This is a genomic window from Bacillus sp. JH7, assembly GCF_001563515.1.
GTDB lineage: Bacteria > Bacillota > Bacilli > Bacillales > Bacillaceae_G > Bacillus_A > Bacillus_A cereus.
This window is the reverse complement of the sequence record NZ_LPUS01000001.1, coordinates 2,151,378-2,175,075: the sequence shown is the minus strand read 5'-3', so window position 1 is coordinate 2,175,075 and position 23,698 is coordinate 2,151,378. Positions and strand designations below refer to the sequence as shown.

Below are 23,698 nucleotides of genomic sequence, written 5' to 3'. Positions count from 1 at the left end.
AAACGCTTGAAAAATAAGCTTTTGAAAATAGTTTTCACTATTGCTACTGTAGCTTGTCTTTCTATCACAGCTTTTCAGGTGACAGAAAAAGATAAGGTGCAAAGTGCTAAAGAACAAAAAACAACTTTATATATGATTGATCCAGGCCCAGGAGGCGGGTAATTAATATAATATTAGAAATGACACTATCAAATTGATAGTGTCATTTCTGCTTTATAGGGAATGGAAACATTTTGACTGAAACGACAAAAACTTTCCACTTTAAGATGGTTAATATATAAAACAGGATGTAAGGGGAGAATTAAGGATGACGAAAGAGGAAATTGTAATCCTATTTTTAGATACTGTGAAAGAATATGCACCAGATCAATTAGAAGAATATATAGCAGAAATTAAAAAAATAGCCATTCCTAATTAAGGGGCTATTTTTCTGTTTTATTATGGTGTTTGCTAAGAGCTTGAGCGATAGCTAACATTTGTTCTAACGCCATATCTTCTTTATCCTTTGGCAGCGGTTCTAGCCATTCCATGATTTCTTTGAATTTTTTATATTTATCATCACTAGAGTCGTCATCTTTATTTTCTCCGTACAAATAATTTACAGGTACATTAAATCTCTTCGCTATCTTTTCTATGGTTTCACGACTTGGGAATGCTTTTCCATTTTCAAACTTTGAAACAGTCCCTTTAGTTAAATCCACTTCTTTTCCGAATTGTTCTTGATTCATTTTGTTATCTATTCGAATTTGTTTAATTCTATCCTTCATTTCCATATTTAAATACTCCCCTTTTTACGATATATCGTAAATTACGTTAATTACATTATAAAGTTTCCTAGCAAGAAACGTAAAGAGTAAAAAAAGTTTCCTTCTCTGAAATTTTTTTGTTAAAAACACTTGAAGTTTCACGTTATGAAACTTATAATGAGTTTGTAAGCATCAGAAGGGAGTGATCAGATGCAAAATCAAAAACAACTAACGGCACTTCAAAAAGCGTTTGAAGATTCTGGTCTTAAATATCATGAATTAGCTAATATGGTTGGTATATCAAAGTCTTACTGCTATAAAATTATAAATTATAATCTAAGAGTTTATTATGATGTAGCTGTAAAAATATCAAATGTTTTAGGTAAAGAAACCGACATTCTATTTAATGAACAGGAAAAAAATTTTGAATATGAAGTTTCATTGGGTGAAACTAAAGGGGGTGAAAAAAATGAGCCAATTACAAGTTTTGCAACATCCAGTAAATGAGTTTGTTTTTATGGAAGGGAATTAAGTTGTTCATGATGGTGGAAAGAAACTTTTCGCAGCAACTTGGAGAGACGTAAAATCAGCGTTTGCAGTAAACAGTTATTGCAACATTTTACAGAAAGATTTCAATGAAGAGATATCATACATAAAAGCATGACGGCCAAGGTTAGTATGATTATCCATCGCTAATATAATTTTGGAAGGAGAAAAAATAAATGGGATTAGATCAAATCATTAAAGAATCAATCCGCGAAGTTGTTCGAGAGGAGATACAAGCTGCTTTAGCGCAGTTCCAACAACAATCACAACCAAACAAAGTAATGAGGGTGAAAGAAGCAGCAGAATATCTCAATATCGCTGTTTGTAGAATGTATGAATTAGCAAGTCATCCACAGTTTCCAGTGATTAGGGAAGGGCGCAAATTACTTTTCCTACAAAAGGATTTAGAAGCTTGGCTTGAAACACAAAAGGAGGTGATTTAGTGGAAGATACAACATCGTTAGTTATATTCGCAATGTTTATCGCGTGCAGCGCATTGTTACTTTACATTACTTATGAACCAATAAAACAGTGGGCTTGGAGTGACGTAAAACAAAATAAAAAGACCCATGGCAGTGGGTCCTTTAAGAAAAAACAGTTGTTATAAGTATATCACGAAAAGTAGGGAAATAGTAGATGTATCTAACTGAATATCAAGTGCTATTACCTAATAAGTTTTGGAACTTAGCAAAGAGCAGGGATGAATTAAAGCAAATGATTGAACAGTATTTCAAGGCTGGTTATCCGCATTATGAAATTCAACGAATTATCAAAAGTGGACAAGTATATGTGGCGGTTTGTACAAGGAGGTAAATAAATGGCAACATTTCGAGTTAGTAAAAGTAAAAATTACACAACCATTAATAATACAGGTCTTCGAGATGAACGTTTAAGTTGGAAAGCAAAAGGAATATTGGCTTACATTTTATCGTTACCAGATGATTGGGTGTTTTACATGGAGGAAATATCTACTCATGCGAAAGATGGAATTGATAGTTTAAGAGTAGGAATGAAAGAACTAAAAAAATTCGGTTATGTTAGAAGGTTTCCTGTAAAAAACGAAAAGGGAAAGATTACTAACTGGGAGACAATTATTTATGAAGTTCCACAAGTGGAGAATCCAGATATGGAAAATCCACAAGTGGAAAAATCACAAATGGAAGTTCCATTTATGGAAAATCCCAAGCTACTAAGTACTAAAGAACTAAGTACTAATAAACAAAATACTAATATACAAAGTAGTGGTAGCATCTTCTCTTTCTACGAAAATAATTTCGGTATTTTAAATTCATTCATAGCCGAAAGTATTTCGCAATGGGTAGACGATACAAGCGAAGAACTTGTACAAGCAGCTATGGAGCGTGCTTTGAAACAGCAGAAGAAATGGAATTATGCTGAGGGGATTTTAAAACAGTGGGTTAATAAAAACATTCGTACTTTAGCTGATGTTAATGCAGCAGAAATAGAGTTTAAGAACAAAGGTAAAAAAGGAGCGAATAGAAATGGCAACACCAATGAAAAAACTGGCAGAATCCCTGGAATCGAAGGTGAATTACCATTCTGATCAATGTATGAATCACTCTTATGAAATAGGTGGACAAATAATCATTAAACCAGTTCAAATGATTATTTATCAAGGTAAGCCTGTTTGTCCAAGATGTGTTGTTGAGCAAAACAATAAGGTTTTGGAAGAACAAGCTAACGCTCATTATAAGAAGATTAGCCGTTTACAGAAATTCAACATGCTGGAAAAGGCTAGTGTTATTACAAATAAGAAAATTCCTCTTTCAAGATTATCTGATTACAGAACCGTGTGTAATGAAACGATTAGTCACAAGAAAGCTGTTGAAGAAACTTTGGAGGATTTAAAGAAAGGAGAAATTAGAAAAGTTGTATTTACAGGAAATCAAGGGACGGCAAAAAGTTTCCTAGCATACAGTATGCTTCATGAATTAAATCAATATTTTTGGGATATCAGTCAAGAAGAAGAAAATTATCATCTTATGAAAAGTTGCTTGTACGTTGAATTAGAAGCAATAACAAGAATGATTATGGATTCTTTTGATGATAAGAGCAGTAAATATACACTTCAATATTTCGTTCAATTAATTGGACAAGCTGATTTTGTTGTGTTAGATGATCTTGGGGCAGAAAGTGGTTCAACGGATTCAAATAGACAGGCATCTGATTTCATACAACGCCTGTTATATGCGGTATCAAATGCTAGACAGGGAATGAGTACATTTACCACAACAAACTTTACTGGAAAACAACTTTTTAATAAATACGATGCTAAGACCGTTAGTCGTTTATTAGGTGATTCAAAGGTATTGAAATTTGCGACAGCTGATCAAAGGCTTGCAAACTTAGGTTTCTAATAAGGAGGAATAAGCATGTGTGTATTATGTCATGATACAGGAATTATTCGTAAAGAAACTTATCCAGGTGTGATTGAAACAAAAGGTTGTAATTGTGAAGTGGCAATACAGCAGCAAGAAGAAAACGATAAGCGTTGGCAAGCATGGTTAATAAAATTTGAATCAATGAAACAAGAGTTGAAACGGAATCAACAACAAAAAGTTAGTTAACAAGGGGGAGCAAGGAATGAAAAACACAGGTGTTTCAAGAAAAGTGGACGAGCTAGGGCGTGTGGTAATTCCAATAGAGTTACGTAGAACTTTAGGAATTGCTGAAGGTACAGCGTTAGGCTTTCATGTTGAAGGGGAAAACATTGTTTTAAGAAAACACGAAAAGTCATGCTTTGTAACGGGTGAAGTTTCTGAAACCAACATAGAGTTGCTAGGTGGCCGAATGTTTTTAAGCAAGGAAGGGGCAAGTGAATTACTGAATTTTATTCAGAAGAGTGGGCTGGCAGATGCCTAAGCAACTAAACATTTTTGATGTAGAGCCAGCAATTTGTGAGTTCGATGTAATGAAGGCAAATGTGAAGAGAGGAACTGGACGCACTACATACGCTGACGTACGCGTTCAGGTTCCAACGAATGCAAAGTGTACGGATGAATTACCACGCACAACTAAACAAGATGATCGCTATGATATTTTTGAACAGTATGTAATGGCAATATGGAGATTTCAAAGAGCTGTAGATAAGTTTTTCAATTGGGATACAGCTGAAGAATTGTGTAAGGCAGCAAGGGATAAAAAAGAAATAATTCCGGTACGGGTTTATTTAGGAAGTGGTTTTAAACCTGATGTTGTCGAGTACATGCGGTAGTAAAAAGGAGAGAGACATATGAAAAAAATAGAAATCGATGTTAGTAGCAACAAACTTTTAATAGTGAAGGACGGAAATGTAACAGTAGTAAATCCGCCAATGAGTGGATTCGGTGAGCAAGTTGCGGTTTGGGTAAACGGTAAAGTTGATCGTGTAGATACTAAGTTTACTGAAAAGATAAAATAATTTTTTACTAGAAAGTAGGTTCGCTTATGAGTGTAGCGAGAAATCATGAAGCGATGAAGGAATCACGGTTGAAGGTATACATTGCTTTAGAAGAAGCTAACTTCATTTGGGATGAAAGAGATGTAATTCTTTTTCGTGAAATGTGGAGTCAGGGCATGAGCTTCCCAAAGATGGCAAAAGCGTTAAGAAGGCACCAAGTGGAAGTTGCACTCCTTGTAATAGATCAGGCTGATAAGTATTTAATTGAAAATCGTCCGATAGGATTAGGGATTTGCTAAATAGGAAGGGGAAAGCAAAATGAATTTAACTAAAATATTCGGAATGCAAAAGGTGTTAGATACAAGAATCATTAAGGAGCATGGATTAGAAGGGCAAAATTTATTTTACAATATGATTCTTGCATTACAGGTTGAAATTGGAGAACTTGCAAATGAAACAAGATGCTTTAAGCATTGGAGCAATAAAGGACCTAGTGAAAAAGAAGTTATTTTAATGGAGTATGTAGATGGATTTCATTTTATATCTTCATTAGGGAATGGCATGGGATTTAATCCTAATGAATATAGCCTGAAGTTATTAGAGCATAATGCAAACGTCTATACCGCAAGTACGCTAGTAAATCAATTTAACAATGTATATGAAGCTGTATCGGAATTTCGTGCGACTCAAGACATTGAGCTTTATGAGGAATTATTGTACTCGTTCTTAGGTTTAGGTAAGAAATTAGGAATCACATTTGAAGAGATTGAGCAAGGTTATTACAAAAAGAATGAAGTGAACCACCAGCGCCAAGATAACGGATATTAAGACCAAATTTGAATTTTGTAGAAAAAGAGCACTATTAGAATAGTGCCCAACTTCAATTCGCAGGAGTATTATGAGGAAACTTAAGTAGGTGGCTTAAGTTTCTCTATAATAATTATGAATCTATGATTATAAAAATGCCTATATTTTAGAGGGGAGTTAGGGAGTATTTGTATACAGTGAAATCCTTTTTGAAAATATCTTCAACTAATTGAATAGTTTCGGAGTCATAAAAACTTTCATATGTTGGGAGTCGTGGGAATAGAGGGTCAGTAATATCAGCATCTGCATAGTTACCTTTAAAAATGGTGATCCCACTTTGATGATGCCATGACTTAGTTAATATATCTAATGGGGACTTCTTTAAGTCGTATATATTCTCTAAATTTGAGATTTCAGAAGAGAAATTTTCAAGGTGAATATAGTTTGTAACAAACTTTTCTTCATCTTAGACATATTGTTGCACATAGTGGGGGTTCACATCATCTAAATTATTCATATGTGCTTTTAAGTAATATAAAAAAAGTTTAAAGGAGATTTTTTTATTACAGTTTTTATCATGATATAAAAACTGTCTAATTGGCTGCCATTCGGGATGTTCAATATTTGGTGGAGGAATTAGTGAGAGAAATGAACTTACTGCCCTTTTATAGGGATTTCTTACAAGTTTATATGTCGGTTTTTCATTTGTGGATAATGCATTAGCAAGTCCAGTAAAGTAGTATACTGAATTTTTGTAAATGTCGAACTCATAATTATGGATGAATGGGTTATATTTAATAGCTTCCTTAAACAAGTTGATTTGATAAAAAAACCAATGAGCAAGTGATGTACATCCACTTTTTTGACTCCAAAATAATATTATGGGGAATTCTTGATGAAAATGGGGTCCTCGGGCGTATTTCATAATGAAGTCATAAATATTTGAGTTAGTCATATGTTACCTCCCATCATATTCTAGAAATCTCATCTTTGTATACGGTATGGAGAAAATTCTATATATATGATAAAAGGCTTGCAGGGCTATCAATTACTTTATAAAAGCGTTATTTTGCAAAAAAAGAACAGTTAGCAAAAGCCAACTGATTAGGTTTAGAGAGGAATAATTTATTATGTATGTTACGCGAAAGCACTGAGTAACATCAATGTAACACCTATAATGAGCCAAAATTTGACTGCTATTAAGAATTTATCTCTTTCCAGGTCTGGCTTTTTAAAATCTTGTGTAAATGAATATAAAGCAAGCATTCCTATGAAGACAAATACCTTAGATCGTAAGGCATCCTGCATATTATCACCCCAAATGTTAGGATAATTTAATTATATGTCGGTCACTGATATGGAAATTGTAGTTTTAATAAAATAGTTATTTTATAACCAAAAATAAAAGAACCCGTTTGTTATAAACGGATTCTTCCCACAAGGTGTGCAAGAAATTCAAGGTAACTGGACCAGAGCTACCTGTGGAATTCCTAGTGATAATAATGTATGCAAAGGAATCAATAAGGTTAATGAAATTTAAACAAAATCTTTATTTGAAATAAAAAAATGCCCTAGAGAACTAGGGCCAAGATAGAAGTATCATCTTTAAAGTGAAAGTAAAAAGATTGATATGAATTTATTTTAACATAAATCTTTTAATAGTGAAATAACGATGTTTATAAAATCTTTATTTAAATAAAAAGAGCGCTAATTGAGAGCGCTCCTTATACCTAATTATAACGAAAGTGACGAACTCACATTATACAGAAAGGCACTATTATTGTATGTCAAAGTATGAGATTGGTGAATGGATTTAGATAAAATCTTTATTTGAATAGGAAAAGAGAGAGGGTTCACAACCCCATCTCTTCCAATAGAGCTAAGTGCAGTTTTGCTTCTTTACAATTTGGATTAATGCAGTAGTGAATAAACGAATGTTCATCCTGTTGTATGAGAGGTTGATCACAAGATATACATGTATATGGTGAAAGCATTAAAAAAACCTCCTTACAAATTATGGGTTAATTTTAGCACAGTTTTAGCTGGTTGAGGAGTAAGACAAAATCGTTATTTGAAAATAAATAAAAAAGAGAGCACGCATATAAGCGTGCTCCTAGACTGAAAGGTTTGAATGTATGAACTGTGGAGTGTCATACACAATAATATATGCTTGTCAGATTAAAAGGTGAAAAAATTTATATAAAAACGCTATTTGATAATAAAAATTAAAAGTGAAAAGAGCACTATGAATAAGTGCCCTTTCCAAGAGTGAGTATAAATACCTATCATTCTATACTAGTATATGCTGATAGATATAAATTGTGAAAAAATTGAAAAAACCTTATTTGATAAAGATATAACTAAGTTACAATAAATTCTACGATAATTGGAGTTGCTCCATCAAGTACATCTCCACCAGGAATGGTAATAGAAGAAGGGCCAACAGTGATAGTTGAGGTATCAGCTGTTTGGAGAACGCCATTAATATAGAGGTTGTAGTAAGAATATGAAGCTGGAAATGCTGTATTGGTCCCTATATCATTTGTAAAAGCTGTTGCAGCAATTGCAAATGTAGCACCAGTACCTGTCCCAGAGCTTGCTAAGCCGGTGAATTTTCTACCAGCCACAAAAGGTTTAACGATAGCCATTGAAATTCACTCCTTTCTAAAATTAACTCGAACAAACTTTTAGAAAGCTTGGTCCTGTATTATATTTTATGGTTTACTTTTCGAAAAGAAACGGCTTATATATTAGCGTATTAGTACAATTTTTATAATTTGTATATGACGTTATTAGGGTTTTGAGGATGCGTTTCGTGTTATTAGGAAGAGATAATTAGGGGGATTTTGAATAAAAATTTCATTTTGTAATAAATAAAAAGAGCACTTACAGGAGTGCTCTTTAAGATAAGAGGTAACTTATATGCACCCTTAGTAAGGTAGGTGAATGTTTCATGAGATATAGAAAATCTAAAAAATCGTAATTAGATTTTCACGAGTAAATTTTTAATATTGTATGCCTTACATGGAATTATGGAGCCTGTCATTAAATAATAAAGAGCGCCTGGAGAGAAAGGCGCTCTGACTAAAACTAATGTTGAAAAAGAATACCCATAATATTGTATGTATGTTTTTGATTTAGGTGCGAGATTAAATAAAATCTTTATTTGAAATAAAAAAGGCCCTAGAGGACTAGGGCCAAGATTGAAGTATCATCTTTAAAGTGAAAGTAAAAAGAATGATATGAGGTTATTTTAACGTGAATCTTTAAATTAAGAAATAACGATATTAATAAAATCGTTATTTTATAACCCAAAATAAAAGAACCCGTTTGTTATAAACGGATTCTTCACACAAGGTCTGCAAGAAACTCAAGGTAACTGGACCAGAGCACTATATAGAATTTCTTGTGATATTAATGTATTCAAGGAAGTCTAAAACGTTAGTAGTAATTAAGCAAAATTCTTATTTGAAATAAAAAAGGCCCTAGAGGACTGGGGCCAAGATTGAAGTATCGTCTTTAAAGTGAAAGTAAAAAGAATGATATGAGGTTATTTGAAAGTAAATAAAAAAGAGCACACATATAAGTGTGTTCCTAGACTAAAAGGTTTGAACTTATGGACTGGAGTGCCCCATACAATAATATATGCTTGTCTGATTAAAACATGAAAAAACTTTGAGAGAATTTTAATTTGAATAAAAGAAACCCCGTTTATTTACGAGGTTTCAAAGGGTAAATGTCAAGTTATGACGTACTCGACTAATTAACCATATCATGAATTTATTGGTAAAAATACTGGTAAATGTGTCCAAAGGTATGGTTGTTAATTTGAAGAAAAATGCTATTTGAATCAATGTGGAAAATACCATATGTAACCTAGAATAACTAAGCAAGTAATTCCAAGTGTAATTAATAAATATTTAAGGGTCGTAAGTACTGTTTTCATTGAATACCACCTAAATTTTTAATTATTTTAGGTATTTAGTCAGGTATTTATGTATATAAAAATTTCATTTTGTAGAAAAATGCCAAAGTAAAACGAGCACTTGTTCCAGAGTGCTCGCTTAAAAAGCATTCCATGTATTGGGGTTATGTTTGTAAGTCATGAACCAGTAAATGATTGAAAAATAAGGTTCAAGATAGTTTATTCATTTTAGAGTAAATGGGTACCTGTACGGAAAAAAAGAGCAGCTAGCAAAAGCTAACTGCTCCATTCCCAAAGAAAAGGTTCCAGGCTGCAAACACTGTTAAGAAAGCAGCTTATCAGTAGTATGTACAGAATTGTGAAGATTATTAGGATGAAAAAAAGAGCGCCTTCGAACAGCGCTATTCCTCAGAGTGTTTAGTACATGATACTTCATGAAGGTTTTTAAGAAATAAAATGAATGAGCTCACAACTCAAAAGATGCGGCTACACAATAACATATGAAAATTCCGTAGTAGGGGTGAAAATAAAATTTAAAATACAAAGAGCAGCTAGCAAAAACTAACTGCTCCAAACAGGGATGTAACTCTAGATATATGTATAGTATCGACAAAATATTGAGTTTTATTCAGGAGGGAGAGGAGTAGGCCATTAACATGAAGATGTGCCAATTCATATCCTGTAAGTACTAAATTAATGACGGGGTAGATTGAGAATGGATGATCCGATTAAGGAGATAGTTGGCGCTTGGTTTGTTGCAGTAGGGACAATTATTGCTGCGATTGGGAGTACACCTTTAAAAAGATTGAACAGCGAATTAAGAAAAGACTTGAACGTATGGGGGAATGTATTACAGGAAACGGGGAATGGTCTGGAAGCTGATGGACAAGGAGAAATATCCCTTGAATTGATTGGGAACGAAATCCAATCAATTGGTAATGTAACGGTTCTAACAGGACTCATTATAGAATTTGAAGATAAAACACAAAAAAATTAGTGATTGCAGGAAATTGGATACAAGCATTAGGTGGTGTTACATCAATAGGTGGAATTGATGAATTGAAAGCTAGTCGGGATAAAGTGGAGGGAATTTCGGAAGACGATGATGAGGATGGACAGCTTATAGTGATTACGGGGAGTTGGGTCCAAGCGGTCGGTTCAGTAGTTTCGTTAATCGGTCAAATAAGAGAAGAAAGCCAAGAGATAGAGGAAAATAATTCATAGAAAACCTAATAAAATAATCCTTTTATAAGAAAGTGAGGTTAGGAGAATGACTAATTTAAAGAAAAGAAAAATTAGAAAAGCTATCGCGTGTCGCACAAAGGCAGTAGAGAAATATCAAGTTGATAACGCTTGGAGAAATATTTTTGTGAAAGCTGGAATAATAAAATAACAGTACTGGAGGGATAGAAAATGAATGGTAAACAGTTTTTCAGAATGTATTGGGCTCTTTACTTAATCATCATGTTTGTGGCCTTTAGTAATGCGAAAAGTTTCATACAGGCTGGAATTATTATGGTACTTGTAATCTTGATTTCGGAAGTTGATCATAGATATGGATTTGATAAGGGAAGCAAGAAAGCTAAAAGCAAACAAATATAGTCCGGCTAGAAAACTAGAGGACACCAATTCATTAAAGCAGCAATTATGGCTGTTTTACGAATAGGTGTCCTTTTTATTTTGAAAAGGGAGATGGGGAAATGAAGGGGTTAAAGGATCAGTTACATGAATGGAAAAAACAATCGAATCAAGCAAAAAAGAAAAAGAAGAAAAAACGAAAAGAGAAATTTAGCACTCGTGAAATTGAGGATTTAATGGGGATGCATAGACCTTTTTATGAACGAAGACGTGGAGCAATAAGACAAAAGTAATCTAAAAATAAAAAGGAGTGGTCTTACATGACTAAACAATTATCTTTCTTACCAAAAATTGATAGAACAGCGACACAAGAGGAATTAGAAGGTGTGTTGGAAAGCGTACGTATACATAGACAATTTGGGATGATGCGTAAAGAAATGAAAGTCACTCCTTCTTATGAAGTACGGGAGCATGGTCCTACACATACAGTTGGAAAACCATTGGAAGATGTTGCTATAGCAAATATTCAACAAAGCAAACGAGAAGAGTGGCTTGAAAAAATGTCATTAAGTATTGATCAGTTTCTAAATCGATTAGGAAACGGACGTGCAGGAAGTATTCAAAGAGATATTATTTATAAACGTTATTTAGAAGAAGAGGATGTGTGTGACTACATGGTTTATAACGAGATAGGGATGTCAGAGCGCACTTATCGACGTTGGAAGTCTAAAGCGTTTTATAAACTTGCTTTTGCACTAGGATTAGAAGTTTATGAGACAGAAGAAACTGGAGGTAATAAATAATGAATTTTGTTCAACCGATACGTGATGCAGAGCAAATACAACAAATTAAAGAATATCTAAAAGAAAAGAATGAACGCAATTATATTTTGTTTGTAATAGGAATTAATACAGGGCTACGTATTAGTGATATTTTAAAACTGAAGGTTAGAGATTTAAATGGCAGCCATATATCAATGCGTGAAATGAAGACAGGTAAGCAGAAACGTATTCACATTACTGCAGCATTAAGAAGAGAGTTAAAGTGGTACATTGAAGATATGGAAGACTATGAGTATATAATTAAGAGCAGACAAGGAAAGAATCGACCAATCGGAAGAAGCATGGCATATAAAATACTTAGTACCACAGCAGCAAAGTTTGGTTTAGAAGAGATTGGGACACATACATTACGTAAGACATTTGGATATCATATGTACATGCAGACAAAGAACATAGCTTTGCTGATGGAGATATTCAATCATTCAAGTGAACGAGTAACGTTAAGATATATAGGAGTAAACCAAGATGCAATGGATAAAGCAATGACTAGGTTTAAAATCTAATGATTGCTTTTTTTGTTCAAGGATAGCAACACATGCTTATCGACTTAAGAACAGAAACTTACGCTTGAACATAAAATCAAATTTAGATGAGCAAAGCTATTTCAAGTGAATAGAATCCACTCTTTAAGAATACATAAAAAATATATATACAAGCGTAGTCTAATCACTACATCATTGGCGAAAGTAGAATTCTATAAATTTTGGAGGAAGAGATATGCAAAAAAAGGTTCTCCTGTTTACAGATTTGGGGATTGATGATGCGTTTGCTATACTGTACACCTTTTTTCGTAAAGACATTCAACTTGTAGGAATTGTGGCCGATTATGGAAATGTATCAAGAGAAAATGTAATAAGAAATATTAACTATTTAAAGTACATTGCGGGAAGAGAAGAAATACCTGTATTCCTTGGTGCTTCTGTACCGTTGACAGGTATATTAATTCAGTATTTCCCTGAGGTACATGGAAAAGTTGGATTAGGACCTATTATTCCACCTGAAATTTCATATCCAGTTTATCCTTTAAATGATATTTATCAAATTATAGAATCAAATTTAGAAGATCTTACCATTATCAATTTAGGAAGACTTTCTTCGCTAGCTACGACTTTTGTATTAAATTTAGAAACAATGCGAAATGTAAGAGAATGCATTTGCATGGGGGGAGCTTTTTTCTATCCAGGTAACGTAACTGCTGTGGCTGAAGCTAATTTTCACGCAGACCCTTATGCAGCAAACTTAATTCTGCAACATGCAAAGAACTTGACAATTATCCCTTTAAATGTGACCCAACATGCGATTGTTACACCCGAAATGGTCGAGCAAATCGATGCATTTCATCGGAATACACAGGATCTTGCAGGACTCATCATTAAACCTATGTTAGATTATTATTATAATTTTTACTCCAAGTCTAATCCAGGTATAAGTGGAAGTCCTATGCATGATTTTGTAACAGTGTGGTATTTGCTAAATAGAGAGGCTGTTAGCCTTTCGAGAGTACCCATTAAAGTAATTCCTGATCAAGGGGAAGGGTTTGGTCAAAGCATTGCAGACTTTCGTTTTGTTACTAATCCAGGTTATAAAACGCATAATGTAGCTTTTCAGTTTGATTATGAAAGATTCAGGAAGGATATTATGGAAACGTTCTTAAAGAAGAGAGTGTAAAAGACTTTATTCATTTTATTTAACGTATAGGAATCCAACTTTTTAGGTTGAAATTCTAGCTCTATCTCATCACTATCAAGCTAATAAAATAAAATCCAGCTAAAAATAAAAATCCACTGACTATTTAAAGTAATTAAATGCAGTGGATTTTTATTTTTGGAGTACATTAAAATTTTAAGTTGGTGTCCATATTATTCTATCCCATTCTATACAGTTACTCATTTTTATTGTGTTGTGTAACTCAAAAGAGGAAGTGTTATGAAGCTATGAATATCAAAGGCTGTAGCATTTGGCTTAGTTACACAAAATATAAGATATGGGTAAGTCATTAGAGAAAAAACAGGAGGAGTAAGTAGTTGACGAAAACTACTGATTTGGGTAAAACAGTTGCAAAGAGTAGGTTAGGATATTGATTGGAAAAATAAGTGGCAGAGTCGTGACCGCTTTTTGGCAGGAAATGTACCGGTTGTTTTGGAATTCACGTGATATATTTGTATTGTGAGAGGTGGCGGAAAACACAACTCACAATGTTCCTTTATAAACTATATGTTGTCTAAACGATTTCGTAATGATGGCACATAAAATCCGAAACCAGCAGATGGTAATGATTGAATGATACTTTCATTAGGGAGAGCTTTTGCTCTTCTTCCAGTCACTTAATATTGTTGATGCGTATCAGCGGTTCATCATTAGGTGATTGGAATAAGGATGAAACTTCACGTACCGGAATTAAAGTACAAATTAATAATTTATAAAAAAGCATCCATTCGGGTGCTTTTTATTTTGGAGGAGGATAAAGGATGGATAATCAATTTCTTAAAATGAGAGTTGATGGATTAGAAAAAAACGTTAGCGATCTACAAAGCGATAATGAAGGTCTGAAACAAGCGTTACTTGATGTTTCTACAAGAGTAGAGGGATTAAGTCGAAAGATTAGTATGTTAGAGCAAGGATTAGCAACGAAAACTGATTTAACTCATGTTAAACAATTAATTAAACAATCTGAAGTGGTTAAAAAGATTAACGAAAGCGAACCAATTAGAACGGATTGTAAAGTTAGTATCAAATTAGATGGAAAGGTTATGGCGGAATCTATAGCTGATTCAATACAAAGTCGTGTAATTAAAAGGAGTGAAATAAATGAAATTAACTAAACAAGAACAAGCGGTTGCAATTGGTACTTTCATTTCAATGTTAGGACAGGACCTTGTGAATGAGTGTATCGATAAACAGAAATTAGAAAGTGTACTTCCTATCTTTAATGAAATGCAAGATAATACAACACCAAAGCAAAAGAGAGAAGCAATGATCAGTTTGCTTGGTAAAGCGGTAGATGAATTCTTAGAAAAATAGCCATAAAAAAGGGAAAAGTAACTCGCTTTGGGGTGCGAATCACTTTTCCTGATGGCAATGTTAACTCTATTATAACAACTTGTATTTATTTGGTAAATATATAATTAGAATATTCTTTCTAAAGGAGTGAAGATAGATGCAAGTCTACTGTTCTATCTGTAATAAAGATTACGATATGCAACCACAAGTAGCACAGCTTTCAAAAAGAATTGAGAAGTGTTTCTACATTTGTCCATATTGTGGTCATGAACATGTTGCTGCATATGTGAACGATAAGGTTCGTAAGCATCAAGCTGACATTATAAAGTGTCACGTACGGATTAATAAAAATAATCTGGCAATCGAGGATGAAATGAAACGGTTGAGGAAGAGGATGGAAGGTGGCAAGTAAACCATTCAAGCCGTGTAAGTCGTTAGGTTGCAACGAACTAACACGGGATAAGTATTGTGCTAAACATATCGAAAAGGAAAAAGAAACCGTAAAATATTATGACAAATATATTCGAAACAAAAGCTCACGTTCCTTCTACAACTCAAGATTGTGGAAGGATATGCGTGAGCTTATTTATCGTAAAGATCATGGCTTATGTGTTCAATGTAGAAGTAAAGATGTCATTAAGATAGGTGATGTAGTCGATCATATCATTCCTATCCGTGTTGATTGGTCGAAACGATTAGAACCATCAAATTTACAAACGCTTTGCCATGCTTGCCATAACAAGAAAACAAAAGAAGATGAGAAGAAAAACAAAAAATAATTCGAAAGAAAAAATTCATCAACATCCCCCCACTATGAAAAAGCAAAAGGCGCCTTCCTGGAGACCGCCGCCTAGCTTTCCGTGTAAAAAGTTCGTTTTATTCCATAAAAGGGGGTTCAGCTGAGGGAGGTGGTTCGCATAGGAAGGAAAGCGAAGCCGATTCATTTGCATTTATTAGAAGGTAATACAAATCGATTGACAAAAGATGAAATTGAACAACGATTAAAAGCTGAAAAACAGTTACAATCAAAAAAAGACAAGGTAAAGCCACCAACGTGGTTAGATTCAGTTGCAAAGAAAGAGTTTAGGAGAATTGCTGGTGAATTACTGGAGCTAGACGTTATCACAAACATAGATGTGAATGCATTAGCAACGTATTGTGATGCTTATTCTAACTATGTTGAATGCACCAAAATTATCCGAGAAGAAGGACTTCTTGTTGAATATACCAATAAGGCAGCTGAAACCAATAAAGTTCCACATCCACTACTTACAAAGAAGAAGCAGTTGCATGAACAAATGAAGGCTTTGGCTGTTGAGTTTGGTCTTACACCAAGTGCAAGAGCGAAAATTGTCATTCCAAATAGTAAACAAGGTCCGAAAACAAATGTAGAGAAGGAGTTTGACGTATAACATGATCAGACAATGGATGTTGGACTACTGTGATGATGTATTAAATGGTGAAGTTGTGGCTTGTCAGAAGCATAAACAAGCTTGTAAACGATTTTTAAAAGATATTGAACGTGAAGGTTCTGAAGATTTTCCATATGTTTTTAAGGAAGAAAAAGCACTTCGTTTCTTAAAGTGGATGTCTCTTTTTAAACATACAAAAGGAAAATTAGCAGGTCAGAGAATTGAACCACATTCCATACAAATTTTCGTATTTAGCAATATTTACGGATGGGTTCATCGTAATACAGGATTAAGGCGATTTAAAAAGGCGTATTGGCAAGTTGGACGTAAAAACGCAAAGTCTCAATCTTTAGCGTGTGTAGGTTCTTATGAAGCAATGGCATTTGGCGAAAATATGTCAGAAGTCTACATTGGTGCTACGAAAACGGAACAAAGTAAAATTGTTTGGAATGAAATCAAAGCACAAATGAATGGGTGTGAAGATTTAAAAGGGAAGTTTAATATTGCGTATGGGAAAATTGAACACCTTAAAACCGATTCTTTTATTTCAGCTCTATCAAAAGATGCTGGGAAATCTGGTGATGGGCTGAATGTTCAGTGTGGAATTATTGATGAATATCATGCACATCCTACTTCTGAAATTTATGATGTTCTGGTGTCAGGTTCGGGTGCTCGTCCAAATCCACTTATGATGATTATAACGACAGCTGGTTTTAATTTGAGTCATCCTTGCTATCGTGTGGAGTATCAATATGTTTCTAAGATTTTGGACCCTAATATTGATATTGAAAACGAAGAATATTTTGTCATGGTTAATGAATTAGATAAAGATGATGAGATTACGAATCCAGAAGTATGGGAGAAAGCAAATCCAATCCTATGTAGTTATGAAGAAGGACGTACTTTCTTAAAGGGAGAGCTTCAATCAGCCCTTGATGTACCTGAGAAAATGCGTAATTATCTCACAAAAAACATGAATAGATGGGTGGATATGAAAGAAAACGGCTACATGGATATGCAAAAATGGAAGGATTGCAAGGAAACGGTGGAATTATCCGAATTAAAAGGGCTGGAATGCACAGTAGGTGTTGATTTATCAGCAAAAATTGACTTAACAAGTATTTCATTTGAGTTTAAAAAGGACGATAAGTATATCGTAATTAGTCATAGCTTTATGCCAGAAGATACGTTAGCTGAAAAGAGAAAAACGGATAAAGTCCCTTATGATCTGTGGGTACAACAAAAATGGATCACAACAACACCTGGTGCAGTAGTTGATTACGAATATATTAAAACACATATTAAAAATATGGAAAAAGATCATAAATTTAAGATTAAAGAAATATGTGCTGATCCATGGAACGCAACGCAATTTATGCAAGACATGGAGGCAGAAGGGTATACCATGATAGAGATACGCCAAGGTATGGCAACTTTATCAGGCCCTACAAAGGATTTTCGTGAACAAGTGTATCAAAAGAAGGTCATCCATAACAACAACCCTGTACTGAACTGGGCAACTAGTAATGCTATAACAAAACAGGATGCTAACGAAAATATCATGTTGGACAAGTCGAAAACAACAGAAAGAATTGATCCGATAGCGGCTGTAATTAACTCGCATGTTCGATGCATGCTTAATTCTGGTGAGATGGACTTAAACTCTTATATTTTAAGTCAAGATTTCTCATTCTAGGAGGAATCACATGCGATTCTTATTATTTTTTATAAGTATTTTAGAAGATATTCTATTGATTTCGGGGTTGTCCATTATTGTAGGGACGACTTTTTTTGTTAATCCGATTTATGGATGGTATCTATTAGGGATTATTCTCACAATGCTGGGGGTGGTAATGATAAGAAGATAGAAAGGAGGTGAAACTTTTGATTTTTCGGCATTTATTTAAAAATCAGGATACGACAGATTTAAAAAATCCTTCTCCTTGGTTTAAAAGTTTATTTGGATATCAAGCAGCAAGCGGTGAAAAGGTAACAGTTGAGTCCTCTTTAGGTGTCCCGACAGTTTATCGCTGTATTAATATCCTTGCAAACAGTGTTGCAATGCTTCCTTTTCAAGTTTTTAGAAAGACATCAAAAGGAAGAGAACGAGATAAGATGCATCAAGTGTCATTTGTTTTGGAAAGAAGACCGAACCCTTATCAAAGCCCATTTAAATTCAAGCATTTAATCGAAACGCACCGAAATACATGGGGAAATGCTTACATCAATATTCATTGGGGTGCGGATGGTAGACCGAAAGAATTATGGGCACTAAATCCGGCTGTAACAACTCCAATCGTGGACCTGAAGACAAATAAATTATGGTATTTTACGAGTTTACCAGATGGTACACCTATTAAAATAACTGATGATGACATTATTCATCTTACTACGTTGTCTACTGATGGACTGAAGGGTAAACCACCGATTCAGATCGCAAGAGAGTCTATAGGTAGTTCACAAGCGGCACAAAAATTTAAAGGTAAATTCTTTACAAATGGTGCAGCACATAGTGGGATATTGAAAACTCAACAAGCCCTTGGAAAAGAAGCAAAAGAAGTACTTCGTGATGCTTGGGAAGAAGCAAATACAGGTTTGAATAATGCTCAAAGGATAGCAATTTTGGATGCTGGTTTAGAATTTGAGAAAGTCGGGATGCCATTAAAGGATGCTCAATTTATTGAAGGTATGAAGTTCGATAAGGCTGAGATTGCAAACATTTTTAATATTCCATTACACATGATTAATGAGTTAGATCGAGCTACATTCTCAAACATTGAGCAACAGGCATTGGATTTTATCCAAAATACATTGAGTCCAATTCTTATCCAGTATGAAGAAGAATTTTCTTATAAAACATTTTCATTTAATGAACAAAAGCGTTATTATTTGAAATTTAATCTAACAAGTTTACTTCGCGCCGATTCTAAATCTAGAGCGGAATTTTACAAGATTATGTTAGATGCTGGTGCTTTCTCAATTAATAAAGTATTAGAGCTTGAAGATATAGATGGAATTGGAGAATATGGTGATAAACATCGTGTCGATCTAAATCATGTATCCATTGAGATTGCGGATGAATATCAATTAGCAAAAGCTAGTGGAGGTTTGTCGCTGAAAGGAGGTGAGGACAATTAAAGACGTATTCACTATTAAAAATCAAACAGAATCGTCAGCAGACCTATTTATCTATGGTGACATCATAAATAATACAGGTTGGAAATGGGATGATTCTGACATTATGCCTGATGATGTGAAAAATATTTTGGGGCAATTGGATGATAAAAGTAACCTTAATATCTATGTAAATAGTGGCGGTGGCTCTGTATTTGCTGGTCTAGCCATTTATAACATGTTAAAGCGACTGTTAGTTATAGGGAGAGATATAGATGAGAACACCAAGTGGCATTTTGCATGTTGTGGATTTCAAAACAGATCAAATCGTTGCAGCTATTCAGCCACAGGACTATTGGGATGATAAAAGGCATTGGGAAATCAAAAACAATGTTGATATGTTGGATTTTACAGTTTTTGATGGCACAACTCATTCGGCTACATTACAACAACAAAATCTTGTTTTAAAAGAAGTTCGAGACGGAAGAATTGTACCATATGTCATTACAGAAGCTGAGAAGAATTCGGATAAACGATCCATTACCACATATGCTTCAGGAGCTTGGGTTCAAATCGCTAAGTCAGGCATTATTAAACCACAACGAATAGAAGGTAAAACAGTAAACGAATTTATTGATATAGCCTTAGTAGGAATGAAATGGAAACGTGGAAAAACAGATTATGCAGGATTCCACACTATGACTATTGATGAATTTATTGATCCGTTAACGTTTTTAAAGAAAATAGCTTCTTTATTTAAATTAGAAATCCAGTACCGCGTTGAGATTCAAGGTTCACAAATAATTGGATGGTATGTTGATATGATTCAAAGGCGTGGTCGAGACACGGAAAAAGAAATAGAACTGGGGAAAGATTTAATAGGTGTTACACGTATTGAACATTCAAGAGACATTTGTACAGCGCTAGTCGGGTTTGTGAAGGGTGAAGGCGATAATGTAATTACTATTGAAAGCATTAACAGGGGACTCCCGTATATTGTTGATAATGAAGCATTTCAACGATGGAATGAACGTGGTAAACATAAGTTCGGTTTTTATACGCCGGAAACAGAAGAATTAGACATGACTCCAAAACGTTTAATGACGTTAATGGAAATAGAATTAAAAAAACGTGTCAATTCTTCCGTTTCTTATGAAGTAGAAGCACAATCGATTGGACGTATTTTCGGACTAGCACATGAACTAATTAATGAGGGCGATACGATCCGAATCAAAGATATAGGCTTCACTCCTAAATTATACCTTGAAGCACGGGTAATTGCTGGTGATGAATCTTTTACGGACCCTACACAAGATAAATATGTGTTTGGTGATTATCGTGAAATTACTGATCCAAACGAAGAACTACGAAAAATTTACAATCGAATCTTAGGGTCATTAGGCAATAAACAAGAGCTGATAGATCAGTTAGATAAATTGGTGAAAGATGCAAATGAAACAGCTAGTAATGCTAAGAAAGAATCTGAAGCAGCGAAAACACTGGCTGAAAAGGTTCAAGAGAATCTTAAAAATAACACGGTAGAAATCATTGAAGCAAAGAATCCACCGACAACGGGGATGCAGCCTTATAAAACACTTTGGCGTGATATTAGTAATGGGAAGCCTGGTATTTTGAAAATATGGACAGGCGCAGCTTGGGAATCGGTTGTACCAGATGTTGAATCCGTTAAGAAAGAAACACTTGAGCAGGTTAATAAAGATATTGAATCAACAAAAACAGAATTAAATCAAAAGGTTCAAGAGATACAAAATCAGGCGACGGGACAATTCAACGAAGTAAAGGAAAGTTTACAAGGTGTCAACCGTACAATTTCTAATATTGAAAATAAACAAGGTGAAATTGATAAGAAAGTAACTAAGTTTGAACAGGATTCTAATGGATTTAAAACTTCTATTGAATCGTTAACGAAAAAAGATACTGACATTAGCAATAAATTAAATACAGTTGAATCTACTGTAGAAGGTACAAAGAAGACTATTTCTGATGTGCAGCAAACAACAAGTGAGCTTAAGAAAACAACTACTGAAATAGAAGAAAAAGCTGGGAAAATCAGTGAGAAGTTGACGAGTGTAGAAACAAAGGTTAATAGTAATAAAGCTGGTGGACGTAACCTTTTATTAAAATCAAATGTTAAATATGAAAAAACAGACTATCTAATCAATCAATATTCTCTAACTGAAAATTTCTTTGCGGGTGAGGAATATACCTTTGTAATTAAAGGGAGTGTCCCACAAGGACAGAAATTTGGAATTTGGCAGAATGGTGGGTCTAGCAATGTTGGATATACAACAAGTGTTTACGCGAATGGAATAACTTATGTAACCTTCAAAGCAGTTGCAGCTACAAGTGGAAATGAACGAAAGTTAAGCTTATATAACTATCCGAGTAGCACTACGAAATCTGTTGTGGAATGGGTTGCCTTGTATAAAGGGAATAAGCCGCAAGATTGGACAGCACCGCCTGAAGAACAGGTAACAACGGATGAGTTCACTCAGAAAACAACTGAAATTGCAAAAAACGTGGATGGAATTAAAGAAACAATTACAAAAGTGGAAAACAATCAAAGTGGATTTGATAAGCGTGTTGCAACTGTAGAAAAAGATGCAACTACCATTAAACAAAATGTCTCTCTAATACAAAATACGCAGACGGAACAAGGAAAACAATTACAAGAGGCGAAAGCTGGATGGGAAAATACTGCGAAAGCACTTGAAGGTAAAGTTGAGCTTAAACAAGTAGAGGATTATGTTGCTGGGTTTAAGATTCCAGAGTTGAAGCAAACAGTTAATCAGAATAAACAAGATTTATTAGATGAATTGGCTAACAAACTTGCAACGGAGCAATTTAATCAAAAAATGACTTTGATTGATAACCGCTTTACTATCAATGAACAGGGAATCAATGCTTCAGCCAAAAAGATAGAGGTATATACAAAAGAGCAAGCAAATGGGCAATTTGCCACATCATCTTATGTAAGAGATATGGAAACCCGTCTTCAGTTAACTGAAAAGGGTGTTAGTATATCCGTAAAAGAAAATGATGTAATCGCAGCATTCAATATGAGTAAAGAGAACATTACTTTGAATGCTAATAGGATTAACTTAGTAGGTTTTATTACAGCGAATCATATCAAAGGAAAAGTTTTAGAAGGAGTAACACTTAAAACGAGTGGAAACAGATTTGTTGAAATAAATAAGCAAGACATGAAGATTTTCGATTTAGATAAGCCACGTGGTTATATAGGATTTATGGAAACAAATGATGGAAGTATTCAACCCTCATTAGTCCTTGGTTCTGATAATAGAAAATACGCTGGTACAGGATCATTTTATATTTATCAAGTCATGCCGCGAATTAATGGAGTCGATCAACCTTCTAAAGCGTATGCAAAATTTGGGGTTTCTAAAGGAGAAAATGCAGAAGGTACTAATATTTGGTCAAATTATATTCAAATGCAGAATGACGGTGGACATCTGAGCGTATATTCAGATGGACAATTTCGTTTACAAAACTTGAATGATATTATTTTTGAATCTGAAGGATGGGCTCCAGGATATGGTTACTTCTCTGTAACTACAACTGAACCGCATATTTTTAACAATAACAAGGGACAGTTTACTTTCAAAAGAAAAGGCAGTGACTATAAAATACATTTCATAAACGGCGCCACCGATCATGATTTAATCATGGGTAATGCAATGATAAGATCAAGTTTTGTACAAGGTTATAACAACGGATTACAGATTAAAGATATGATGGGCCAAGGATGGAAAGATATAGAATTAAGAACGCTACGAGCGCAAGAAAATGTAAGTGCTAATGGTCAAATGTGGGCGAAAGCATTTAATCCTACATCAGCTAGGAATATGAAAGAAAATATAAAAGATATTCCTTTCTCAGCTCTTGATAAAATCATGAGTTTAGCTATCAAACAGTACAACTTCAAGGACGACATGTATGATCTGTATCAAATGCGTGTGAACAAGCCGGAAGAACAAACAGAACCATATACAACAAAAGAAATTGAAACGTATTTCGGTATGATTGCAGATGATACGGAAGATATATTTACAGATAAAGAGAAACGGGCCATTAATTTATATAATACTGTTTCAATCTTTATTGCAGCTTTCCAACAGCAGTATCATCAATTTAACGAAGAGTTAACTACTGTTAAAGGTGAGAATAAACAACTAAAAGAGCAAGTTACAAAACTAACAAACGATGTGTCCACATTAACAGAATTAGTACAAAAATTAATAGACGAGAAACCAGAGCAGCCATAAGCTGGTCTTTTTTTATTATCT

General features: G+C 34.2%; 32 protein-coding genes and 3 pseudogenes. 31 read left to right on the top strand and 4 right to left on the bottom strand.

The genetic code is table 11. The annotated features are described in order from the left end of the window. The first annotated feature begins 6 nt into the window (after window positions 1-6). Window positions 7-162, top strand: a complete 156-nt coding sequence (locus AU379_RS30260) for a hypothetical protein (RefSeq protein WP_000791664.1) — start codon at window positions 7-9, stop codon at window positions 160-162. A gap of 260 nt (window positions 163-422) precedes the next feature. Here AU379_RS30260 and AU379_RS11025 read toward each other — a convergent pair whose 3' ends face one another. Continuing rightward, complete coding sequence (locus AU379_RS11025) at window positions 423-773, bottom strand: helix-turn-helix transcriptional regulator (RefSeq protein ID WP_000425256.1); 351 nt, start codon at window positions 771-773, stop codon at window positions 423-425. 183 nt (window positions 774-956) lie between these two features. On the opposite strand from AU379_RS11025, the gene AU379_RS11020 reads away from it, so the two are divergent. The 13 genes and pseudogenes from AU379_RS11020 (at window position 957) to AU379_RS10980 (ending at window position 5,520) form a co-directional block, all read left to right on the top strand. Continuing rightward, window positions 957-1,253, top strand: a complete 297-nt coding sequence (locus AU379_RS11020) for a helix-turn-helix transcriptional regulator (RefSeq protein ID WP_061139252.1) — start codon at window positions 957-959, stop codon at window positions 1,251-1,253. A 55-nt stretch (window positions 1,254-1,308) separates the two neighbouring features. Beyond that, window positions 1,309-1,410 (top strand): annotated as a pseudogene (locus AU379_RS31130) (ORF6C domain-containing protein); the annotation flags it as partial. Between the two features lie 58 nt (window positions 1,411-1,468). After that, entirely contained in the window at window positions 1,469-1,735 is a 267-nt protein-coding gene (locus AU379_RS11015; RefSeq protein ID WP_000522024.1) for a helix-turn-helix domain-containing protein, read from the top strand. After that, window positions 1,735-1,899: a hypothetical protein gene (locus tag AU379_RS30555; protein WP_000390298.1), complete on the top strand. Its 165-nt coding sequence runs from the start codon at window positions 1,735-1,737 to the stop codon at window positions 1,897-1,899. The genes AU379_RS11015 and AU379_RS30555 overlap by 1 nt, the downstream gene beginning before the upstream one ends. Before the next feature lie 29 nt (window positions 1,900-1,928). Then, entirely contained in the window at window positions 1,929-2,105 is a 177-nt protein-coding gene (locus tag AU379_RS30550; protein ID WP_000281548.1) for a hypothetical protein, read from the top strand. A gap of 4 nt (window positions 2,106-2,109) precedes the next feature. Further along, window positions 2,110-2,856 carry a DnaD domain protein gene (locus AU379_RS11010; protein WP_061139251.1) on the top strand — a complete coding sequence of 249 codons (747 nt, stop codon included), beginning with the start codon at window positions 2,110-2,112 and terminating at the stop codon, window positions 2,854-2,856. Next, a complete protein-coding gene (locus AU379_RS11005) occupies window positions 2,795-3,670 on the top strand; it encodes an ATP-binding protein (protein WP_061139250.1) in 876 nt (291 codons plus the stop codon). Before AU379_RS11010 ends, AU379_RS11005 begins: the two co-directional genes overlap by 62 nt. A 15-nt stretch (window positions 3,671-3,685) precedes the next feature. Then, window positions 3,686-3,880, top strand: a complete 195-nt coding sequence (locus tag AU379_RS11000) for a hypothetical protein (protein ID WP_000337979.1) — start codon at window positions 3,686-3,688, stop codon at window positions 3,878-3,880. 16 nt (window positions 3,881-3,896) lie between these two features. Next, entirely contained in the window at window positions 3,897-4,175 is a 279-nt protein-coding gene (locus tag AU379_RS10995; protein ID WP_000799096.1) for an AbrB/MazE/SpoVT family DNA-binding domain-containing protein, read from the top strand. Next, on the top strand, window positions 4,168-4,527 hold the full coding sequence (locus tag AU379_RS10990; protein ID WP_001125968.1) for a hypothetical protein: 360 nt from the start codon (window positions 4,168-4,170) through the stop codon (window positions 4,525-4,527). Before AU379_RS10995 ends, AU379_RS10990 begins: the two co-directional genes overlap by 8 nt. A gap of 18 nt (window positions 4,528-4,545) precedes the next feature. Further along, window positions 4,546-4,713 carry a DUF3954 domain-containing protein gene (locus AU379_RS28940; protein ID WP_000717828.1) on the top strand — a complete coding sequence of 56 codons (168 nt, stop codon included), beginning with the start codon at window positions 4,546-4,548 and terminating at the stop codon, window positions 4,711-4,713. Window positions 4,714-4,739: 26 nt separating this feature from the next. Further along, entirely contained in the window at window positions 4,740-4,991 is a 252-nt protein-coding gene (locus AU379_RS10985; RefSeq protein WP_000109494.1) for a hypothetical protein, read from the top strand. A 19-nt stretch (window positions 4,992-5,010) separates the two neighbouring features. After that, window positions 5,011-5,520 (top strand): dUTP diphosphatase, encoded by a 510-nt coding sequence (locus tag AU379_RS10980; RefSeq protein ID WP_061139249.1) that lies wholly within the window; start codon window positions 5,011-5,013, stop codon window positions 5,518-5,520. 145 nt (window positions 5,521-5,665) lie between these two features. Here the strand turns inward: AU379_RS10980 and AU379_RS10975 are convergent. The 3 genes and pseudogenes from AU379_RS10975 to AU379_RS10970 all read right to left on the bottom strand — a co-directional run bounded on the left by AU379_RS10975 (window position 5,666) and on the right by AU379_RS10970 (window position 8,147). Next, window positions 5,666-6,454: pseudogene (locus tag AU379_RS10975) on the bottom strand (sulfotransferase family 2 domain-containing protein). An 898-nt stretch (window positions 6,455-7,352) separates the two neighbouring features. Continuing rightward, a complete protein-coding gene (locus AU379_RS30545) occupies window positions 7,353-7,493 on the bottom strand; it encodes a hypothetical protein (RefSeq protein WP_172794110.1) in 141 nt (46 codons plus the stop codon). Between the two features lie 366 nt (window positions 7,494-7,859). Beyond that, window positions 7,860-8,147, bottom strand: coding sequence for a DUF4183 domain-containing protein (locus tag AU379_RS10970; protein WP_044585247.1), 288 nt, complete (start codon window positions 8,145-8,147; stop codon window positions 7,860-7,862). 1,992 nt (window positions 8,148-10,139) lie between these two features. Here AU379_RS10970 and AU379_RS10965 point away from each other — a divergent pair. The 17 genes and pseudogenes from AU379_RS10965 (at window position 10,140) to AU379_RS10900 (ending at window position 23,677) form a co-directional block, all read left to right on the top strand. Further along, on the top strand, window positions 10,140-10,421 hold the full coding sequence (locus tag AU379_RS10965; protein WP_061139248.1) for a hypothetical protein: 282 nt from the start codon (window positions 10,140-10,142) through the stop codon (window positions 10,419-10,421). 62 nt (window positions 10,422-10,483) lie between these two features. Continuing rightward, entirely contained in the window at window positions 10,484-10,648 is a 165-nt protein-coding gene (locus AU379_RS10960; protein WP_232487800.1) for a hypothetical protein, read from the top strand. Window positions 10,649-10,694: 46 nt separating this feature from the next. Then, complete coding sequence (locus AU379_RS28935) at window positions 10,695-10,817, top strand: DUF3983 domain-containing protein (RefSeq protein ID WP_071740168.1); 123 nt, start codon at window positions 10,695-10,697, stop codon at window positions 10,815-10,817. Between the two features lie 20 nt (window positions 10,818-10,837). Further along, window positions 10,838-11,026, top strand: a complete 189-nt coding sequence (locus AU379_RS10955; RefSeq protein WP_061139246.1) for a hypothetical protein — start codon at window positions 10,838-10,840, stop codon at window positions 11,024-11,026. A gap of 98 nt (window positions 11,027-11,124) precedes the next feature. Next, window positions 11,125-11,295: a hypothetical protein gene (locus AU379_RS30540; protein WP_071740169.1), complete on the top strand. Its 171-nt coding sequence runs from the start codon at window positions 11,125-11,127 to the stop codon at window positions 11,293-11,295. A 27-nt stretch (window positions 11,296-11,322) separates the two neighbouring features. Then, entirely contained in the window at window positions 11,323-11,805 is a 483-nt protein-coding gene (locus AU379_RS10950) for an ArpU family phage packaging/lysis transcriptional regulator (RefSeq protein WP_061139245.1), read from the top strand. Continuing rightward, window positions 11,805-12,347, top strand: coding sequence for a site-specific integrase (locus tag AU379_RS10945; protein ID WP_061139244.1), 543 nt, complete (start codon window positions 11,805-11,807; stop codon window positions 12,345-12,347). The genes AU379_RS10950 and AU379_RS10945 overlap by 1 nt, the downstream gene beginning before the upstream one ends. 214 nt (window positions 12,348-12,561) lie before the next feature. Next, the gene (locus tag AU379_RS10940) at window positions 12,562-13,512 is read left to right on the top strand and encodes a nucleoside hydrolase (RefSeq protein WP_061139243.1); all 951 of its coding nucleotides are present in this window, start codon (window positions 12,562-12,564) and stop codon (window positions 13,510-13,512) included. Window positions 13,513-14,312: 800 nt separating this feature from the next. Beyond that, window positions 14,313-14,666 (top strand): hypothetical protein, encoded by a 354-nt coding sequence (locus tag AU379_RS10935; protein WP_061139242.1) that lies wholly within the window; start codon window positions 14,313-14,315, stop codon window positions 14,664-14,666. Further along, complete coding sequence (locus AU379_RS10930; protein ID WP_061139241.1) at window positions 14,653-14,865, top strand: hypothetical protein; 213 nt, start codon at window positions 14,653-14,655, stop codon at window positions 14,863-14,865. The genes AU379_RS10935 and AU379_RS10930 overlap by 14 nt, the downstream gene beginning before the upstream one ends. Window positions 14,866-15,001: 136 nt before the next feature. Beyond that, on the top strand, window positions 15,002-15,256 hold the full coding sequence (locus tag AU379_RS10925; RefSeq protein WP_061139240.1) for a hypothetical protein: 255 nt from the start codon (window positions 15,002-15,004) through the stop codon (window positions 15,254-15,256). After that, window positions 15,246-15,623: an HNH endonuclease gene (locus AU379_RS10920; protein ID WP_061139239.1), complete on the top strand. Its 378-nt coding sequence runs from the start codon at window positions 15,246-15,248 to the stop codon at window positions 15,621-15,623. The genes AU379_RS10925 and AU379_RS10920 overlap by 11 nt, the downstream gene beginning before the upstream one ends. 129 nt (window positions 15,624-15,752) lie before the next feature. Continuing rightward, window positions 15,753-16,256, top strand: coding sequence for a phage terminase small subunit P27 family (locus AU379_RS10915; RefSeq protein ID WP_082769931.1), 504 nt, complete (start codon window positions 15,753-15,755; stop codon window positions 16,254-16,256). Window position 16,257: 1 nt separating this feature from the next. After that, a complete protein-coding gene (locus AU379_RS10910; RefSeq protein ID WP_061139238.1) occupies window positions 16,258-17,952 on the top strand; it encodes a terminase TerL endonuclease subunit in 1,695 nt (564 codons plus the stop codon). Between the two features lie 188 nt (window positions 17,953-18,140). After that, window positions 18,141-19,394, top strand: a complete 1,254-nt coding sequence (locus AU379_RS10905) for a phage portal protein (RefSeq protein WP_061139237.1) — start codon at window positions 18,141-18,143, stop codon at window positions 19,392-19,394. Further along, window positions 19,381-19,620: pseudogene (locus tag AU379_RS28920) on the top strand (ATP-dependent Clp protease proteolytic subunit); the annotation flags it as partial. The gene AU379_RS10905 and the pseudogene AU379_RS28920, both read left to right, overlap by 14 nt. A 25-nt stretch (window positions 19,621-19,645) precedes the next feature. Beyond that, a complete protein-coding gene (locus AU379_RS10900; RefSeq protein WP_061139236.1) occupies window positions 19,646-23,677 on the top strand; it encodes a phage tail spike protein in 4,032 nt (1,343 codons plus the stop codon). Window positions 23,678-23,698 lie beyond the last annotated feature (21 nt).